Origin of the sequence: Pelomonas candidula (assembly GCF_043555985.1) — a bacterium.
GTDB lineage: Bacteria > Pseudomonadota > Gammaproteobacteria > Burkholderiales > Burkholderiaceae_C > Pelomonas > Pelomonas candidula.
Window position 1 is genome coordinate 124,236 of the sequence record NZ_JBIGIC010000001.1, and the last position, 15,235, is coordinate 139,470.

Genomic DNA, 15,235 nt, shown 5'->3' on the forward strand with positions numbered 1-15,235 from the left:
CGGGTCGACTCGGCGGTATAAGTTTGTGTTATTCGGGTGGATTCTGGCGTAGCTTGATGACGCGCCACCCTCCTCAACAATGCCTACCCGTTCGCACTCAGGCGCAGCGCCTTTTCTCCAGTGATGAAGTCCCCCTGCCCCGCCCTGCTGGCGGTCCTTGCCCTACTCGGCGCGCCAGCCGTGCAGGCCCAGGGCAAGCCGCTGATCTATTGCGCCGACGCCAGCCCCGAGGGTTTCGACCCCGGCATGTGGGACAGCAGCAGCACCAACACCGTCGGCACGCAGATCTTCAACGGCCTGCTGGGCTTCAGGCGGCCCACGACGGAGCTGGTGCCCAAGCTGGCGACCAGCTGGGAGATTTCTCCGGACGCGAAGAGCTTCACCTTCCACCTGCGCGCCGGCGTGAAGTTCCAGACGACGCCCTGGTTCAAGCCGACGCGGGACTTCAATGCCGACGACGTGCTCTTCACCTTCCAGCGCTTCATCGACCCCAACCTGCCGTTCAACAAGGCATTTGCCGTCAACTTCGTCTATCCGCAGAACCTGGGCCTGGCCAAGCTCATCGAGGGCATCGACCGGATCGACGACCGCACAATTCGTTTCCGTCTGCGCCAGCCCAACGTGACGTTCGTCGCGAACTTTGCGTTCGCGTGGGCGGGCATCCAGTCCGCCGAGTACGCCGCACAGTTGCTCAAGGACGGCAAGGCCAGCCAGATCAATGTGCAGCCGGTCGGCACCGGGCCGTTCCAGTTCAAGAGCTACGCCAAGGACGACGTGCTGCGCATGACGGCCCACCCCGGCTACTGGGGCGGCGCGCAGCCCACCAAGGCGCTGGTGTTCAGCATCAGCCGCGAGCCCAACGTGCGCGTGCAGAAGGTGGCCCTCGGCGAATGCCAGGTGGCGGCGCCGCTGCGCGACGTGGACATCTCGACGCTGACCGGCAACCCCAACGTCAGCATCGAAAAGATCCAGGCGCTGAACATTTCCTACCTGAGCTTCAACCTGAAGAAGCCGCCCACGAACAAGCGCGAGGTGCGCGAGGCGCTGGACATCGCCATCGACCGCAACGCCATCTTCAAGGCCCTGTTTCCGCGTGGCGACGCGATGCAGGCGGTCAGCGCTTTCCCGCCGTCCGTGCCGGGCTACAACAAGAGCCTGAAGAACGAGTTCGACCCGGCCAGGGCCAAGGCGCTGCTGGCCAAGGCCGGTTTCCCGAACGGCTTCGAGATCGACCTGTGGGCGCTGCCCGTGGCGCGCCCCACCAACCCCAACGGCCAGCTGATGGCCCAGCTCATCCAGCAGGACTGGGCCCGAATCGGCGTGAAGGCCAACATCAAGACCTACGAGTGGGGTGAGTACCTCAAGCGCGCCAACAACGGCGAGCACAACGTCTACATGAGCGGCTGGAGCGGCGAGACCGGCGACGCCGATGACTTCCTGACGCCCAACCTCAGCTGCGCGACGAGCAAGGGCGGTATCAAGTTCTGCAACGCCGAGTTCGACAAGCTCATCGACGAAGCCCGCGCCACGACCGACGTGAAGAAGCGCCTCGCGATGTACGAGAAGGCGCAGGAGATCTTCAAGCGCGAGCGGCCGTGGATCACGATGGCGCACTCGACGGTCTACATCCCGGTGCGCAAGGACGTCGTGGGCTTCAAGATGGCCCCGAACGGCAGCGTCGACTTTGAGGGGGTCTACAGAAAATGATCGTCAAGGCCGTCGTGCATTGCCGGGCCGAGCGCCGGGCGCGCCTGAGCCGGCCCTCACGATCGGCGGCCGGGCTCGTGGTCCGGCAGTCGGTCGGCACCCTCGGGGGGTGGACCAGCGTTCACGCTGGGCCGGGGGCACCATGCGCCTGAGGCATATCGAAGTCTTCCACGCCATCATGCAGGCCGGCACCATCAGCGGTGCCGCGCAGCTGCTGCACATCTCGCAGCCCGCCGTGACCAAGGTGCTGCAGCACTGCGAACTGCAACTGGGCATGGCCCTGTTCGACCGCGTGCGCGGCAAGCTCTACCCGACGCCCGAAGCCCAGCGGCTGTTCGTCGAGATCGACAAGCTCAACCGCGACCTCGTGGGCATCCGCCGCCTCGCGGCCAACCTGAAGAGCGGCGAGACCGAGCAGGTGCGCCTCGTCGCCACGCCCGCGCTGGCCACGGCCATCATCCCCGCCGCGATGACGCCGTGGAGCAAGGCCTTCCCGCACGCCAGCTGCACGCTCGCCACGCACCACACGCGTGAGATCGTCTCGGCGCTGCTGCTGGGCGAGGCCGACCTCGCGCTGTCGCTGCAGGACCCGCGCCACCCCGGCATCAAGGCCGAGAGCATTGCCGGCGGCCCGATGGTGGCGCTGTGCCCGTTGACCAGCCCCGAGGCGAAGGGCGACGGCCCGCTGGACCTGGCCGACATCCGCACCGAGATCGTCGGCCTGCAGAGCGACGACCCGCTCGCCGGCCTGCTGCACCATGCCGGCGAGGCGCTGGGCCTGCCGCTCACCAGCCGCATCACCGTGCAGACCTACCAGCTCGCCCGCGCCCTCGTCGAGGCCGGCGTCGGCATGACGCTGGTGGACCCTTTCACCGCCGCCAGCGCCGACCTCGCCAAGGTCCGCGTGCGCCCGCTGACGCCGACCGTGCCCGTGCAGCTCTACCTGCTCAGCGCGGCGAGCGCACCGTTGGCGCAGGCCTCGCGCCGCCTCGTCAAGTTCATCACCGCCGCCGCACACGAACACCTGGCCCGCCTGCCGTGATCCGCATCGAAGACATCGCCACCCATCCCGACTTCCGGCGCCTTGCCGACCTCGACCACGGCATCGCCGTCGACCTGCGCTACGCCACGGCCGACAACTTCGTCGGCCACTCCGTCTACGCCGGCATCGACTGCGCCTGGCTGCGCCGCGAGGCCGCCGCCGCACTGGAGCACGCCGCCGCCTGGCTGCACGAACGCCGCCCCGGCTACCGCCTGCTGGTGCTGGATGCGCTGCGCCCCCAGCGAGTGCAGCAGCGGCTGTGGGACGAGCTGCAGGCCACGCCGCTGACGATGTACCTCGCGCCACCCGAGCGTGGGTCCATCCACAGCTTCGGCATGGCCGTGGACCTGACCGTGCTGGACCCGCAGGGCCACGAGGTCGACATGGGCAGCGGTTTCGACGAGATGACGCTGGCCTCCCACCCCGACCACGAAGCCGAGCACCTCGCGCAGGGCGCGCTGACGGCGCAGCACCTCATCGAGCGCGGCTGGCTGCGCGCTGCGATGCGTGAGGCGGGCTTCCACGGCATCGCCACCGAATGGTGGCACTTCGACTTCGGCGACCGCGTGGCGGTCAGGCGGGATCTGCCGAGGGTGTTGTGACCCGGCCCGTCTCGCGGCCACGCTGGGGACGAACAGGCGTGAGCCTGAGACTGAGCTGGTAGACGAAGCCCCAGACCAGCGCACCCGCCGAACCGAAGACGGCCGCGTAGACGCCCAACGCATCGGCCGCCGATTCCGCCCAGAGCCACAGCGCCGCGAAGACGATCAGCTCCAGGAGGACAGCGACGGCGAATGCCCAGGCAGCCGCCTGACGCAGGTTGGCCGACAGCGCCCAATGGCAGTGATGGCAGCTGAACTCGGCGCGAATCGCCCAGCCCGCGATCGGGCCCGAGCAGACGGGGCAACGCTTGATGGTCATAGGCCTGTAGCGGTGCCCCTCCTCGTGCGATCGGCATCAAGGCCGCGGCATCTTCTTTTGCAGCTCAACGATGAAGCCCTGATCGAGTTCGGCCCGGCGCGGCGTCGCCTCGGCCAGTTTGACCTTGACCCAGGCCTCGGCGTAGTTGCCGGCGGCGAACAACGTGATGGCCCAGTTCTGCAGGTTCAGCGTGTGCTGCGGCGCGCGCTGCTGCACGGCGGCGAAGCGTGCGAAGGCCTGCTGCAACAGCGCGTCGTCATGGGCCTCGGCACCGGCCATGCCCAGCGTGCGGGCGTAGTCGGCCGCGAAGTCGATGTCGCCGGACATGGCCGCGTCCGCCTCCTGGAACAGGCCCAGCGCCTCACTCATCCTGCCGCTGCCGCCTTGGACGGCGCCCATGCCCCACAGCGCCTCGCCGTTGTCGGGCTTCAGCAGCCACGCCTGGTTGAAGCGCCGCATCGCCTCCTCGGGCTTGCCCTCGCGCAAGGCCTTCCAGCCACGCGCGGCGACGGCCTGCGCGGCCTTTTGGCGGTCGCCACCGAATCCCTCCTCCAGCGTCGCGACGAACCTGGCATCGGCCGCCTGCTCGGCCTCGCTCTTGGCACCGGGGCCGTACTTGGGCAGCAGCGAACGGTCCTCGGCGAGCGCCGCCGTGCAGCCCAGGGACCAGATCAGCACGACCAGCGACAGCGAGCGCAGCAGACCCTTCATGGAACGCCTCATCGGGGTGTTGGATGCCGCCGGATTCTGCAGGCAACCCGCGGCATCGCCACCGGCCACGCTCAGCCCGGCTCCGCCACCGCCTCGGTCCGCCACTTGAATTGACGCTGCAGCTGCTGCACGGCCGGGTGGCCGACCAGCAGCTTCAGCGGCGCGTTGAGCACCAGTGGCAGCAGGCCGCAGCGGGCGTTGAAGGCGGCGTCGATGAGTTCCACCGCGCGGTCCACCTGGCCCAGCACCGCCAGGGCGGGCGCGAACATCACGTTGCTGGCCGCGTTTCCCTGTTCGCCACCCAGCGCCGCGTCGATGAGCGCGAGGGCCTTCGTCGTCTCGCCGCAGCGCGCCAGCACGTAAGGCTGGGTGGCGCGCACGTAGGACGGCGTGTCAGCCCGCGCCAGCAGCTGCAGCGCCGGCGCGATGAGCTCGGGGCCGGGCCGCTGGCTGGCGCGCAGCAGCAGGTGCTGGCTGATGGCGATGGCGCTGTCGGGATGGTCCAGCTCGGCGCGCTCGGCCTCGCGCAGCGCGGCCTCGGCCTGGCCGTCGTAGCCCAGCGCACGCGACAGCATCACGCGCGGGTAGACGGCAAAGGGCCGCTGTGCGACGGCACGCCGCAGCACCTCCACGGCCTCGCGGCTGCGGCCGGTGGCCAGCAGGTGCCAGCCGAACAGCGGCAGCAGCTCGGCGTCGTCGGGCTGCTCCCGGTAGGCGGCACGGAACAGCGCCTCCGCGTCGTCGAAATGCCAGTCCATGTCGGCCAGCCACGCGCGGGCCACGCGCACGCCGGCAGCCTGCGGATCGTGCTGCTCGGCCGCGTCGAGCTCGGCCTGACCGTCGGCCACGGTCACGCCCAGCTCGACGGCCATGCCCCAGCCCACCGCGGCGCCGATGGTGACGGCCAGCGACACGCGGGCAGGCGCGTAGTCGGGGTACTCGGCGACGATGGCGCGCAGCACCGTCAGTGCGCGGCCCATCGCGCGCGGCGTGCCTTGCTGGGCCAGCTCCCATGCGTGCAGGTAGGCCTCGACAACGTCGGGTGGCGCCTTCACGACCGCCAGCATGCGGTTGTGCACCGTCGGCTCGGGCGGCACCAGCCGGTAGCCGAAGCCGTAGACGGATTCGATCTTCACGTCGGGCAGCGCGCGGCGCAGCTGGCTGATGCAGCGCGCGACGCTGTCGTCGGACACCGCCGAGCCGCCCCAGGCGTGCTCGATGATGTCGGCCTTGCTGACGGCCAGCGGCTGGGCGCGGATCATCAGCGCCAGCACGGCACTTTCCTTCGGCGGCAGAAACAGCGGCGAGTCCTGCCAGGTCGGCAGGCCGTCAGGCGTCAGGTCCAGGGCCATGATCCGACTCTAGTGACTCGCCCGCGCGCGCAGCGGCGGGACTTTCCCGGTCATCAAGCTGCAGAAGGCATCGCCCCCGCGAGCCCGAGTGCCGGGTTGTCGAGCAGGCGTGCAATGTCCATCAGGATCAGCAGGCGCTGCTGCAGCGTCGCGATGCCGGTCACGAAGCTGGTGTCGAAGCCCGGCGCGCTGAGCCTGGGCGCGGGGCGGATTTGTTCGGCCCCCAGCTCCACCACATCGGACACCGCGTCCACGACGATGCCCACGACGCGTCCGCCCAGGTTCAGCACGATCACACCGGTCAGCCCCGTGCAGGGCGCCGGCTGGTTGAACGCGAGGCGCAGGTCGACGATGGGCGTGATGACACCCCGCAGGTCGATGACGCCGCGCAGCACGGCCGGCGCGTTGGCGATCTTCGTCGGCTCTTCGTAGGAACGGATCTCCTGCACCTGCAGGATGCCAATGCCGTACTCCTCGTCGCCGAGGCGAAAGCTCAGGTACTCGGCCGGCTCGGCCAAGGCGGCGGTCGGCTCGGTTGCCACGGTCAGTTCGTTCATCTCTGCCTCAAGCCGCGGCCAGCGTCTGGTCGATGCGGAAGACGGAGACCGCCTCCGTCAGCAGCTGCGCCTGCTGGTTCAGGCTGTCGGCCGCGGCGGCGCTTTCCTCGACGAGCGCGGCGTTCTGCTGCGTCACCTGGTCCAGTTGCTGGACGGCATCGCCCACCTGCCCGATGCCCTGCGACTGCTCCAGGCTGGCTGCACCGATCTCGCCCATGAGGTCGGAGACGCGGCGCACCTGCGCCTGGATCTCGGTCATCGTGCGGCCGGCGCTGTCGACGAGTCCACTGCCCTGCTCGACGGTCTCGACGCTCTGGCTGATCAATACCTTGATCTCCTTGGCCGCATCGGCCGAGCGGCTGGCGAGCGCGCGCACCTCCGAGGCGACGACCGCGAAACCGCGGCCCTGCTCGCCGGCACGTGCCGCCTCGACGGCCGCGTTCAACGCGAGGATGTTGGTCTGGAACGCGATGCCGTCGATGACACCGATGATGTCGCCGATCTTCTTCGAGCTGGCCGAGATGCGGCCCATCATCTCGACGACCTGGCCCACCACCTCGCCGCCCTGCGTGGCGACGGCCGACGCCGTGGCCGACAGCTGCGTGGCCTGGCGGGCCGTGTCGGCGTTCTGCTGCACGGTGACGGTCAGTTCTTCCATCGAGGCGGCGGTCTGCTGCAGGTTGGAAGCCTGCTCCTCGGTACGCTGCGACAGGTCGGCGTTGCCGGTGGCGATCTGCGAAGAGCCGGTGGCGATGGAGTCGGAGCTGTTGCGCACGCGGTCGATGAGGCGGGTCAGGCTGCCGGTCATGTCCTGCAGCGCCTGCAGCAGCTGGCCGGTTTCGTCGGCGCTGGTGACGACGATGCGGCGCGTCAGGTCGCCGTCCGCCACGCTGCGGGCAATGGCCACGGCTTCCTGCAAGGACCGTGAAATGAGCCGTGCCACACCCAGCGCCAGCACCATGCCAACGGCGATGCAGGCGACGACGACAACGATGACCCAGGCGCGAGCGCTGGCGTACAACTGGTCGCCCAGCCGGTTGGCCTCGGCGGCGCCCTCCTCGTTGACCTTGATGATCTCGTCGATGCGCGCTTCCATGGCCCGGAAGCTGTCCTTGCCGACGCCACGCATCAAGGCCATGGCTTCCTCGTCCTTGTGCTCGCGGGACAGGGCCACGATCTGCTGGTGGGCGTTCAGGTAGCTGGCCAGCAAATCGGAGAACTCGGCATAGGCCTTCCTCTCCTCGGGCTCTGAAATCACGGCCTCGTAGGCCTTGCGATCCTTGCCCAGTTTGTCGATCAGGCCGGCCATCGTGTCCTCGTAGCTCTTCTTGAGCTCGGGGGTATCGGCCAGCACATGCTGTTGGGAGAAGGAGCGCAGGCGCGACAGCCCGTAGCGGATGTCGCCGGCGGACTTGATCGCCGGCATCCAGTTGGTGGCCAGGTCCGTGCCGGTCCGGTTCACGCGCGCCAGCTCTGCGATGGCAAACACGCCCAGCCCGGCGGTCAGCAGCAGCACGGCAATGAAGGCCACCACGAGCTTGGTGGCGATCCTCAGGTCATAGAACCACTTCATGAATCAGGTCTCCGATGTTGCCTTGGACGGCGGCCACACCCCTCATTCGCGGGGGTGTCGACTGGGTCGGCATCGTAGAAACCCTATGTTTTTGAATCCTGATGAAAAGCCGATGAAAGATTCGCGACGGCGGCGGTCCGTGACTTATTGCCGGCTGTCTGGCGCCGACAGCCGCCCCGGGGCTTAGCCCACGAGAGCGAAGCGCGGCTGCTCGACACCGTCGATGACGACGTTCTCCACGAACATCGAGAACGGCCGCACCCACCAGCCGCTGTCGTTGTAGAGCGGCCGGTAGACGACAAGCGGCTCCAGCGTCTCGCTGTGGCGGGCCACGCCCATGACCTCGTAGTCGAGGCCCTTGTAGTGGCGGTAGCGGCCGGGGGCGAGGGTGGGCAGTGCGGGCAGGTCGTCGGAACTCATGCCCGCATTGGATCAGCTCAGGGCTTGAACGCCGTGTCGCTCTCCGCGCCCTTGCGGGGCTGCCAGCCCAGGCCGTAGTAGTTACCGCGGTCGCGAGCCCAGGGGTCGAACGCGTTGACCACGCCCGCCAGCTCGCGGCTTAGCTCCGGCACCGTGCGCAGCAGCACGCGCTTGAACGGCGACACCTCCACGCGGTGGCCGTTGCTCTCCTTCGGCTCGAACTGCTTGCCCGTCGGGCCGTTGTTCATGACCCAGTCCAATCCGAGCCGGCTGTAGAACTCGGGCCGGAAGCTGCTCGTGAAGAAGCGGTCGCTGAACAGCCGGCGCGACGCGTTCAGGATGAAGACCTGGAACTGCGTCTCCGAGATTGCGTAGCCGTGCGGCCGCGTGAACTCGGCCAGCCAGCCGACCACCGTGTCCACGTCCTCGATGTTGTCGACGACGCTGCCGTCGGGCTTGCCCAGGCAGTCGTTGATGGGGCTGCCGTCGAGGTTCTTCTGCGCGGCGGTGATGACCTTGCTGGCGTCGCATTTGTGCTGGCCGTAGATGCTGCGCAGGTCGGCGATGACCTTCATCTGCCGCGCGTGCTCGGGCGAGTTGGCCGGCAGGCGGGCGTCGGCGAAATCGTCGAAGCTCGTCAGCTGGCGCAGCCCGTACTGGCGGCGGAACTCGTTGAAGCGCGGCACGCCATGCTCGCGGTCGCGGATGAGGTCCAGCGCGGCCACGTCGATCTTGCCGGTGGCGGACTGCAGTCGCGGCATCGGCAGGTTCTGCAGAAAGGCCGGCGTGTTGCCCAGCGTCAGCAGGCCCAGCCGCTGGCGGCCCATGGACAGCGCCCAGTCCGCTGCCCCCTGCTGGGCCAGCGCGCCGGTGGCCTTGGCGCGGAAGGTGTCGATGACCGGCACCTTGGCGGCGATGCGGTTGGGATCGGCGTCCCAGTGGCGCAGCTCGATGAGGTCGGGCACCAGCGCGTGCAGCCGGTAGACGCTGACGAACTCCTCCGGGAAGTTGAACGGCGAGCCGAAGTGGTTGACGCCGCCGTTCACGTCCTGCGGGTTGGCGAGGCTCCAGATGTCGTCCTTGGCCGGGTCGTGGCGGGCGAAGAAGCGGTCGCTCGTATAGACCTGCGCGCCCAGGCCGACGATGCCCGGCCCCGAGGCCAGCGCCGAGTACCACTGGCCGGCCTTCTTGGCGTCGGTACTCTTGCCGAAGTTCTGCACGACGACGGCCTCCAGCGCGTTCTCCACCCACGGGTGGCCGTCGAACAGGCCGCCCCAGTTGGCGTTCATGCCGAGGTAGAGCGGCTCGTCGTAGAGCAGCTGCGGCGTCCACTCGATGGTGTGGATCTTGGCGATCTCGGCGGCGACAACGAGGCGGGCCACCTCGAACAGCACGTCGGACGACACGTCGCGATAGCGGATGACGGCCGTGGGCGCAGCCGGGTCACGCAGGCCCGAGTCGTCGTCGGGCGCCGCGGCCGCGCGGCGGCGGAACTCGGTGACGAAGGCGTTGTGCTCACGCGAGAAGATCGTGTGATAGAAGCCGATGCCGATGCTCCAGTTGTCCGGGAAGGCCGCCGTGCCCTGCCCCGCCCACTGCGGGTTGATCGGATCGCCGGGGCCGAAGACCGGCAGCTGGCCCAGCGCCTCGCCGGCGCCGCCACGTGTGCCGGGCAGCAGCAGCAGCTTCGCCGGATCGGCCGGGTCGCGCTTCACGCGCTGGCGCGACACGCCGTCGTAGCCGTAGATCTGCGACGCGTCCCACCAGGCCGTCGTGTTGTTGGCATGCGTGCGGAAGGCGCGTGCCAGCGGCTTCGTGCCGTCGGCCGCCGTGTAGCGCGGCGGCGCATTGCTCTCGGCGATGTAGCCGCGGTCGATGCGGTCGTCGGGCCGGCATCCCAGCTTGGCGGCGTCACCCGCGCAGCCCACCGGCATCCACTGCGTCGGCGCATCGTTGTTGTGGCCCTCCTCCATGTGCGAGAACCAGTCGTGCGTCATGAACTGAATCCAGAACGCCGCCAGCACGTTGAAGAACGGCGCCTTCTGGTAGTCGCAGTTCGCATCGACCGACGCGCCCGGCAGGCCCTGGCCGTCATGGCACTTGGCCGGATCGCTCTGCGCGCGCGTGAACAGCTTGCGGCTGATGAGCTGCGGGTCGGGCTGCAGCAGCGACAGCCGGTTGCCGTGGCGGTTGCGGGCGAGCTGGTCGTCGCTGATGTCCGGGTAGGTCGCCTCGAACTGCACGTTGCGCGCGAACAGCGTGCCGGTCGAGCCCATCCGCGGGTTGACGATGTCGTTGCAGACGCCCGTCAGCTGGCGCCAGCGGATCAGCTCACCGGAGCACAGCTGCGGCCCGTCGCCGCCCACCGCCGCGTAGAAGGGCGAGCTGGCCGGCAGCCGCATCGAGGGCCAGGTCTTGAGGGCCGTGCCCGGCACGCCGTCGCGGCCCTTCACGTAGTCGGTGAAGGTGCCCGAGTTGTCGAACAGGTTGAACTTGATCAGCTCCATGCGCTGGTATTCCAGGTCCAGCAGCGCGCCGTCAACGCCGCGGCCATTGGGGCCCAGATGCCCCGCCACGCCGTCCGTGCCAGGCAGGAGCGAGGCACTGTCGCCGGTGGCCCAGTAATTGGACCAGTCGACATACGGGCTGGGCCGGAAGGCCGCCGCCTTGTCGCCGCCGCGGCAGCGCGCCACGACCTCGCCGACCTTGCCGTTGAAGCGCTCGCTGCGCTCGTCGGCCACCTTGCGGAAGCCGCCGGCGACCATCGCGGTGCAGTTCTTCGTGTCTTCCAGGCTGGCGGTGGGCGTCGTGCTGACGCAGCCGCACAGCAGCACGGTCATCGTCAGCAGCGCGGTCAGGCAGAGCTTCATGTCGGGCTCCTCGAGGGTTCTTCGTAGATCGCGCAACATAGCGACCGCGCCGGCGCAGCGTCAATCCTGCGACGGCCGAAAAAGATTCACCTTGAGGACAGCCCGCCCCATGACGCCCTCCCGCCGACAGCTCCTGCAATTCACCGCCGCCACATCCAGCCTGCTGGCCGCCGCCATACCGGCCCAGGCCCAGGCCCAGGCTCAGAACGCACCGCTGCTCGCGCGCCGACTGCGCCCCGGCGACACGATCGGCCTCGTCAGCCCCGCCAACGCCACCTTCGAGCGCGAGCCGCTGAAGCTGGCCATCGAGGCGCTGCAGGCGCTGGGCTTCAAGGTCAAGCCGGGCCAGAACGTCGCCGCGCGCCGCGGCCCCTTCGCCGGCACCGACGCGCAGCGCGCGGCCGACATCAACGCGATGTTCGCGGACGACTCGGTCAACGGCATCCTCGCGCTGACTGGCGGCTCGGGCTGCAACCGCATCGTCGACAAGCTGGACTACGACCTCATCCGCCGCCGACCGAAGTTCTTCGGCGGCTTCAGCGACCTGACCTGCCTCGTCAACGCCATCCAGCGCCAGACCGGCCTCGTCACCTTCCACTGCCCCGTCGCCGGCTCGGAGTGGAACGACTACTCGGTGCAGAGCTTCAAGGCCGTCGCGATGAACGCCGAAGCCGCCGTGCTGCGCAACCCGGTCGCGTCACCCGGCGACGACCTCGTGCAGCGCGAGGAGCGCATCGCAACGATCCGCCCCGGCAAGGCACGAGGCCGTCTTGTCGGCGGCAACCTGACCGTGCTCGCGTCCATGGCCGGCTCGGCCTACTTCCCGGACTGCCGCGGCGCCGTGCTGTTCCTCGAAGACATCAACGAGTACATCTACCGCATCGACCGCTGCCTCTCCACGCTGCGCCTGGCCGGTGCGTTCAAGGAGCTGGCCGGCGTCGTGCTGGGCCGCTTCACGAAATGCGAGCCCGGCGACGGCTACGGCAGCCTGACGCTGGACGAGGTGTTCGACGACTACTTCCTGCCGCTGAACGTGCCGGTGTTCCGCGGCGCGGCCATCGGGCACATCAGGCGGAAGATGACGGTGCCGGTGGGGGCGGCGGCGGAGATGGATGCGGAGGCCGGGACGATCAGGTTGCTGGGGGCCGCGGTGGCCTAGGCGTGGCGCAAGAAGGGCAAAGCCGGAGCCGACCAAGGGCCTAACCAGCGGATGCCACTTGGTGCAGCCAATCGTCAAACCAAGCCAGCGGAAGCAACACCTGTTCCAAATCCAAGGTGCGCAATTCTTCGAGCGAGTACGAGTTCGCCAGGAAGAGATCCCACTGACAGTCCACATCCGCAAGGATAGGAAGCAACCTTTCGATATCCGAAGGGGCATCCGCGTCGAGATACAAGCACCAAAAAGCATCGCACCATTGAGCAATTTGCCAGTGCGAGTGTGGCGATGCATCTGGATTTAGGCCCCAACCAAGAACAGTCCGCAAAGCGGCGGAGGTGAACGGGAGTTCGATGCCTGTCATTGCTATGGCGGACTGGTCCATTGCCCAAGTATGTCCTGCCTAGACAGGTGAGCCCGCCCGCACTGTGCTCGCGTCTAAGCGATCTTCACCGCTGCCCCGCCACCCACTCCACCAACGCATCCAGCACCGGCCTCCCCTTCGCCGACGCCTCGGGGTGGTTGACGACGGCGACAAAGACCCACAGCCGCCCCGACGCATCCGGCACGAGGCCCGCGAGGCTCACCGCGTCGCGCAGCGTGCCAGTCTTGAGCCGGGCCTGGCCTGCGGCCGGGCTGTTCTTGAGCCGGCGCGACATCGTGCCGTCCACGCCGGCCACCGGCAGCGTCGCCAGCAGTTCGGGCGCCTGGCCGCAGGCCTGGCTGGCGCGCAGCAGGCCTGCCAGCTGCGCCGGGCTGACCCGCTCGCGGCGCGACAGGCCCGAGCCGTTCTCCAGCACCAGTCCATGGTCATCCAGCCCATGCGCAGCGAACCAGGCATGCACCGTGCGGTCGGCCGCCGCGAGCGTCGGCTCGCCGGGCTGCGCGGCCTGGGCGCCGAGCTGCAGGTAGACGAGCCGTGCCAGCGCGTTGTCGCTGCGCTTCATGACGCCGCGAAGCACTTCGGCCAGCGGCCGGCCCATGTGCGTGGCCAGCACGACGGCGCCGGCCGGGGCGGGCCCTTCCACGTCGCCCGGCGCCATAGTGCCACCCAGCTCGCGCCAGAACTGGCGCACCACCGTCGTCACCAGCCACTGACGGTCGACAAGTTGCAGCGGCTCGCGCTGGCGGCAGTTGGCGGGGAAGGCACCTTGCAGCTTGACGGTCCAGCCGTCGGCGGCGGGCGTGGCGACGGCCGGCTTCCAGTCCTCGTCCCAGTCCTTGCAGGCACGGGTGGACAGCGTCATCGCGCTCGCGTCCAGCGCCAGGCCGGGCAGCGCAGGCACGCTGCGCGCCGAGACGCCCGTGGGCGTGGCCTGCAGCTCGATGTCGAGCAGGCTGCCGTTGAGGTGCAGCGCGTCGGGGATGACGTTGTAGGCGAAGTCGGGCGCGTCGTCGAAGGGCGGCAGGCCCACGTCCAGGCGCGTCGGGTTGAACAGCGTGCGGTCGATGACGAGGCCGCCGCGGATGTCGCGCGCGCCGCTCTCGCGCAGTTGCCTCAGCAGCCACCACAGCGCGGGCCAGTCGAGATCGGGATCGGCACCGCCGCGCAGGATCAGCGGGCCGTCGATGGTTCCGCCGACAGGCGCCGAACCGGCCAGCAACTCCGTGCGGCCGCGGTGGTTGATGCCCAGCTTGTCCAACGCCACGATGGCCGTGACGAGCTTCATCGTCGAGCCCGGCGCCATCGCGTCGTCGGCGCGGCGGGTCAGCGCAGGGCGCGAGCCGTCCAGCGGCTGCAGCACGAAGCCCAGGCTGTCGGCCGGCAGGCCGGCCTTGGCGAGCGCGGCCTGGGCGGGGTCGGGTATCGGCGTGGTGGCGCAGCCGGCCAGCAGCAGCGCGGCGGCGAACAAGGCCAAGCGCATCAACACACTCCCAGCCTGTGCGCGACGAAGCGCGCCAGCGCCACGTCTTCGAGACCGATGCCCACGCTCTTGTAGACAACGATGTCCTGCGGCCCGCGCGGGTGCGGCGTGACGAGCAGCTCGCCCAGCTCGGCCCAGCGCTCGGGCGCGCTGTCGACGAGGTCGCCGGCCTCCTGCTCGGCGGCCGTGCGCCACTCGACGGCGATCAGCGCGGCACGGTCCAGCAAGGCGTCGTCCAGCTCACGCGCGGCGCGCGTGCTGGAGCCTACGGCGGCAACGAAGGCGCCGGGCTTGACGAGCGCGCCGTCGAACAGCGGCGTGGGTGAGCGCGTCGCGGTCACGATGACGTCGGCCTCGGCGGCAGCCGTCGCAGCATCCACCGCCCGCCCGCCGAGTTCTGCCGCGAACGCCTCGGCCCCCGAACGCGCGCAGACGAGCACATGCGCGAAGCGCCGCACCTGCATCAATGCCTCGGCATGCGCGCGCGCCTGGATGCCGGCGCCGAAGATGGCCAGCGTCTTCGCCTCAGGCTGCGCCAGCAGGTCCGCCGCGACGGCGCTGGCGGCGGCCGTGCGCAGCCGCGTGAACTCGTTGGCCTCCAGCGTCGCCAGCGGCGCGCCGGTCGCCGCCGAGAACAGGCTGACGAGGAAGTGGTACCTGCCGTTGCGCGCCGAATAGACCTTGGTGCCGAGCACGGCGGGCAGCTCGCCGTCGGCATCCAGGATGGCGCCCATCGCGCTGATGGCCAGCGCCGCGCCGTCCAGCGTGCGCGTGGCGCGGTGCCGCGCCAGCACCTGGGCCTGGCCGCGGCCATGCTGGGCGAAGGCGGCATGCAGTACGCGGGCGGCACTGCCGGGGTCGAGCACGGCTGCGACGTCGGCTTCGGTGATCAGGCGCATCTCAGAGTTCCATTCCAGCGGTCCGCGCGGGCCAGGCCCCCGTCGGGGGAGTTCCATCGGGTCGGCGGCACTGTAGAGGGGCCACGCGCACCGCGGGTGTGCTTTGCAACAGGCATGCATTCCCGCAGGTTATGCGCCGCCGACAAGCATTCATCGGGAAAC

At 69.4% G+C, this 15,235-nt stretch carries 14 protein-coding genes; 4 read left to right on the top strand and 10 right to left on the bottom strand.

All coding sequences use genetic code 11. The annotated features are described in order from the left end of the window. Window positions 1-123: 123 nt before the first annotated feature. The 3 genes from ACG04R_RS00610 to ACG04R_RS00620 all read left to right on the top strand — a co-directional run bounded on the left by ACG04R_RS00610 (window position 124) and on the right by ACG04R_RS00620 (window position 3,351). Window positions 124-1,707 carry an ABC transporter substrate-binding protein gene (locus ACG04R_RS00610; protein WP_394405553.1) on the top strand — a complete coding sequence of 528 codons (1,584 nt, stop codon included), beginning with the start codon at window positions 124-126 and terminating at the stop codon, window positions 1,705-1,707. A gap of 142 nt (window positions 1,708-1,849) precedes the next feature. After that, on the top strand, window positions 1,850-2,749 hold the full coding sequence (locus ACG04R_RS00615; protein ID WP_394405555.1) for a LysR family transcriptional regulator: 900 nt from the start codon (window positions 1,850-1,852) through the stop codon (window positions 2,747-2,749). Next, complete coding sequence (locus tag ACG04R_RS00620) at window positions 2,746-3,351, top strand: M15 family metallopeptidase (protein WP_394405556.1); 606 nt, start codon at window positions 2,746-2,748, stop codon at window positions 3,349-3,351. Before ACG04R_RS00615 ends, ACG04R_RS00620 begins: the two co-directional genes overlap by 4 nt. Here the strand turns inward: ACG04R_RS00620 and ACG04R_RS00625 are convergent. From ACG04R_RS00625 to ACG04R_RS00655, 7 genes are all read right to left on the bottom strand, one after another. After that, window positions 3,323-3,670, bottom strand: a complete 348-nt coding sequence (locus ACG04R_RS00625) for a hypothetical protein (RefSeq protein WP_394405557.1) — start codon at window positions 3,668-3,670, stop codon at window positions 3,323-3,325. The two genes, ACG04R_RS00620 and ACG04R_RS00625, sit on opposite strands and share 29 nt — an antisense overlap. Window positions 3,671-3,706: 36 nt before the next feature. Continuing rightward, window positions 3,707-4,381 carry a tetratricopeptide repeat protein gene (locus ACG04R_RS00630; RefSeq protein ID WP_394405558.1) on the bottom strand — a complete coding sequence of 225 codons (675 nt, stop codon included), beginning with the start codon at window positions 4,379-4,381 and terminating at the stop codon, window positions 3,707-3,709. Between the two features lie 71 nt (window positions 4,382-4,452). Further along, complete coding sequence (locus ACG04R_RS00635) at window positions 4,453-5,733, bottom strand: winged helix-turn-helix domain-containing protein (RefSeq protein WP_394405560.1); 1,281 nt, start codon at window positions 5,731-5,733, stop codon at window positions 4,453-4,455. Window positions 5,734-5,786: 53 nt separating this feature from the next. After that, entirely contained in the window at window positions 5,787-6,290 is a 504-nt protein-coding gene (locus ACG04R_RS00640; RefSeq protein WP_394405562.1) for a chemotaxis protein CheW, read from the bottom strand. A gap of 7 nt (window positions 6,291-6,297) precedes the next feature. Next, window positions 6,298-7,863: a methyl-accepting chemotaxis protein gene (locus ACG04R_RS00645; RefSeq protein WP_394405564.1), complete on the bottom strand. Its 1,566-nt coding sequence runs from the start codon at window positions 7,861-7,863 to the stop codon at window positions 6,298-6,300. 183 nt (window positions 7,864-8,046) lie between these two features. Beyond that, window positions 8,047-8,283 carry a DUF1653 domain-containing protein gene (locus tag ACG04R_RS00650; RefSeq protein WP_394405566.1) on the bottom strand — a complete coding sequence of 79 codons (237 nt, stop codon included), beginning with the start codon at window positions 8,281-8,283 and terminating at the stop codon, window positions 8,047-8,049. 17 nt (window positions 8,284-8,300) lie between these two features. Beyond that, on the bottom strand, window positions 8,301-11,153 hold the full coding sequence (locus ACG04R_RS00655; RefSeq protein WP_394405567.1) for a peroxidase family protein: 2,853 nt from the start codon (window positions 11,151-11,153) through the stop codon (window positions 8,301-8,303). Between the two features lie 109 nt (window positions 11,154-11,262). On the opposite strand from ACG04R_RS00655, the gene ACG04R_RS00660 reads away from it, so the two are divergent. Beyond that, window positions 11,263-12,312: a S66 peptidase family protein gene (locus tag ACG04R_RS00660; RefSeq protein ID WP_394405569.1), complete on the top strand. Its 1,050-nt coding sequence runs from the start codon at window positions 11,263-11,265 to the stop codon at window positions 12,310-12,312. Window positions 12,313-12,352: 40 nt separating this feature from the next. Here ACG04R_RS00660 and ACG04R_RS00665 read toward each other — a convergent pair whose 3' ends face one another. From ACG04R_RS00665 to ACG04R_RS00675, 3 genes are all read right to left on the bottom strand, one after another. Continuing rightward, complete coding sequence (locus ACG04R_RS00665; RefSeq protein WP_394405571.1) at window positions 12,353-12,694, bottom strand: hypothetical protein; 342 nt, start codon at window positions 12,692-12,694, stop codon at window positions 12,353-12,355. Window positions 12,695-12,758: 64 nt separating this feature from the next. Continuing rightward, window positions 12,759-14,174 (bottom strand): D-alanyl-D-alanine carboxypeptidase/D-alanyl-D-alanine endopeptidase, encoded by a 1,416-nt coding sequence (gene dacB / locus ACG04R_RS00670; RefSeq protein WP_394405573.1) that lies wholly within the window; start codon window positions 14,172-14,174, stop codon window positions 12,759-12,761. Then, the gene (locus tag ACG04R_RS00675; RefSeq protein WP_394405575.1) at window positions 14,174-15,073 is read right to left on the bottom strand and encodes an ornithine cyclodeaminase family protein; all 900 of its coding nucleotides are present in this window, start codon (window positions 15,071-15,073) and stop codon (window positions 14,174-14,176) included. Before ACG04R_RS00675 ends, dacB begins: the two co-directional genes overlap by 1 nt. Between the last annotated feature and the right edge of the window lie 162 nt (window positions 15,074-15,235).

Excerpts from the sequence above, each read along its gene's own strand:
- ACG04R_RS00630 (WP_394405558.1), bottom strand. The coding sequence starts at position 4,381 with ATGAAGGGTCTGCTGCGCTCGCTGTCGCTGGTCGTGCTGATCTGGTCC.
- dacB (WP_394405573.1), bottom strand. The coding sequence starts at position 14,174 with ATGCGCTTGGCCTTGTTCGCCGCCGCGCTGCTGCTGGCCGGCTGCGCC.
- ACG04R_RS00610 (WP_394405553.1), top strand. The coding sequence starts at position 124 with ATGAAGTCCCCCTGCCCCGCCCTGCTGGCGGTCCTTGCCCTACTCGGC.
- ACG04R_RS00675 (WP_394405575.1), bottom strand. The coding sequence starts at position 15,073 with ATGCGCCTGATCACCGAAGCCGACGTCGCAGCCGTGCTCGACCCCGGC.
- ACG04R_RS00635 (WP_394405560.1), bottom strand. The coding sequence starts at position 5,733 with ATGGCCCTGGACCTGACGCCTGACGGCCTGCCGACCTGGCAGGACTCG.
- ACG04R_RS00640 (WP_394405562.1), bottom strand. The coding sequence starts at position 6,290 with ATGAACGAACTGACCGTGGCAACCGAGCCGACCGCCGCCTTGGCCGAG.
- ACG04R_RS00645 (WP_394405564.1), bottom strand. The coding sequence starts at position 7,863 with ATGAAGTGGTTCTATGACCTGAGGATCGCCACCAAGCTCGTGGTGGCC.
- ACG04R_RS00625 (WP_394405557.1), bottom strand. The coding sequence starts at position 3,670 with ATGACCATCAAGCGTTGCCCCGTCTGCTCGGGCCCGATCGCGGGCTGG.
- ACG04R_RS00660 (WP_394405569.1), top strand. The coding sequence starts at position 11,263 with ATGACGCCCTCCCGCCGACAGCTCCTGCAATTCACCGCCGCCACATCC.
- ACG04R_RS00665 (WP_394405571.1), bottom strand. The coding sequence starts at position 12,694 with ATGGACCAGTCCGCCATAGCAATGACAGGCATCGAACTCCCGTTCACC.
- ACG04R_RS00655 (WP_394405567.1), bottom strand. The coding sequence starts at position 11,153 with ATGAAGCTCTGCCTGACCGCGCTGCTGACGATGACCGTGCTGCTGTGC.
- ACG04R_RS00615 (WP_394405555.1), top strand. The coding sequence starts at position 1,850 with ATGCGCCTGAGGCATATCGAAGTCTTCCACGCCATCATGCAGGCCGGC.
- ACG04R_RS00650 (WP_394405566.1), bottom strand. The coding sequence starts at position 8,283 with ATGAGTTCCGACGACCTGCCCGCACTGCCCACCCTCGCCCCCGGCCGC.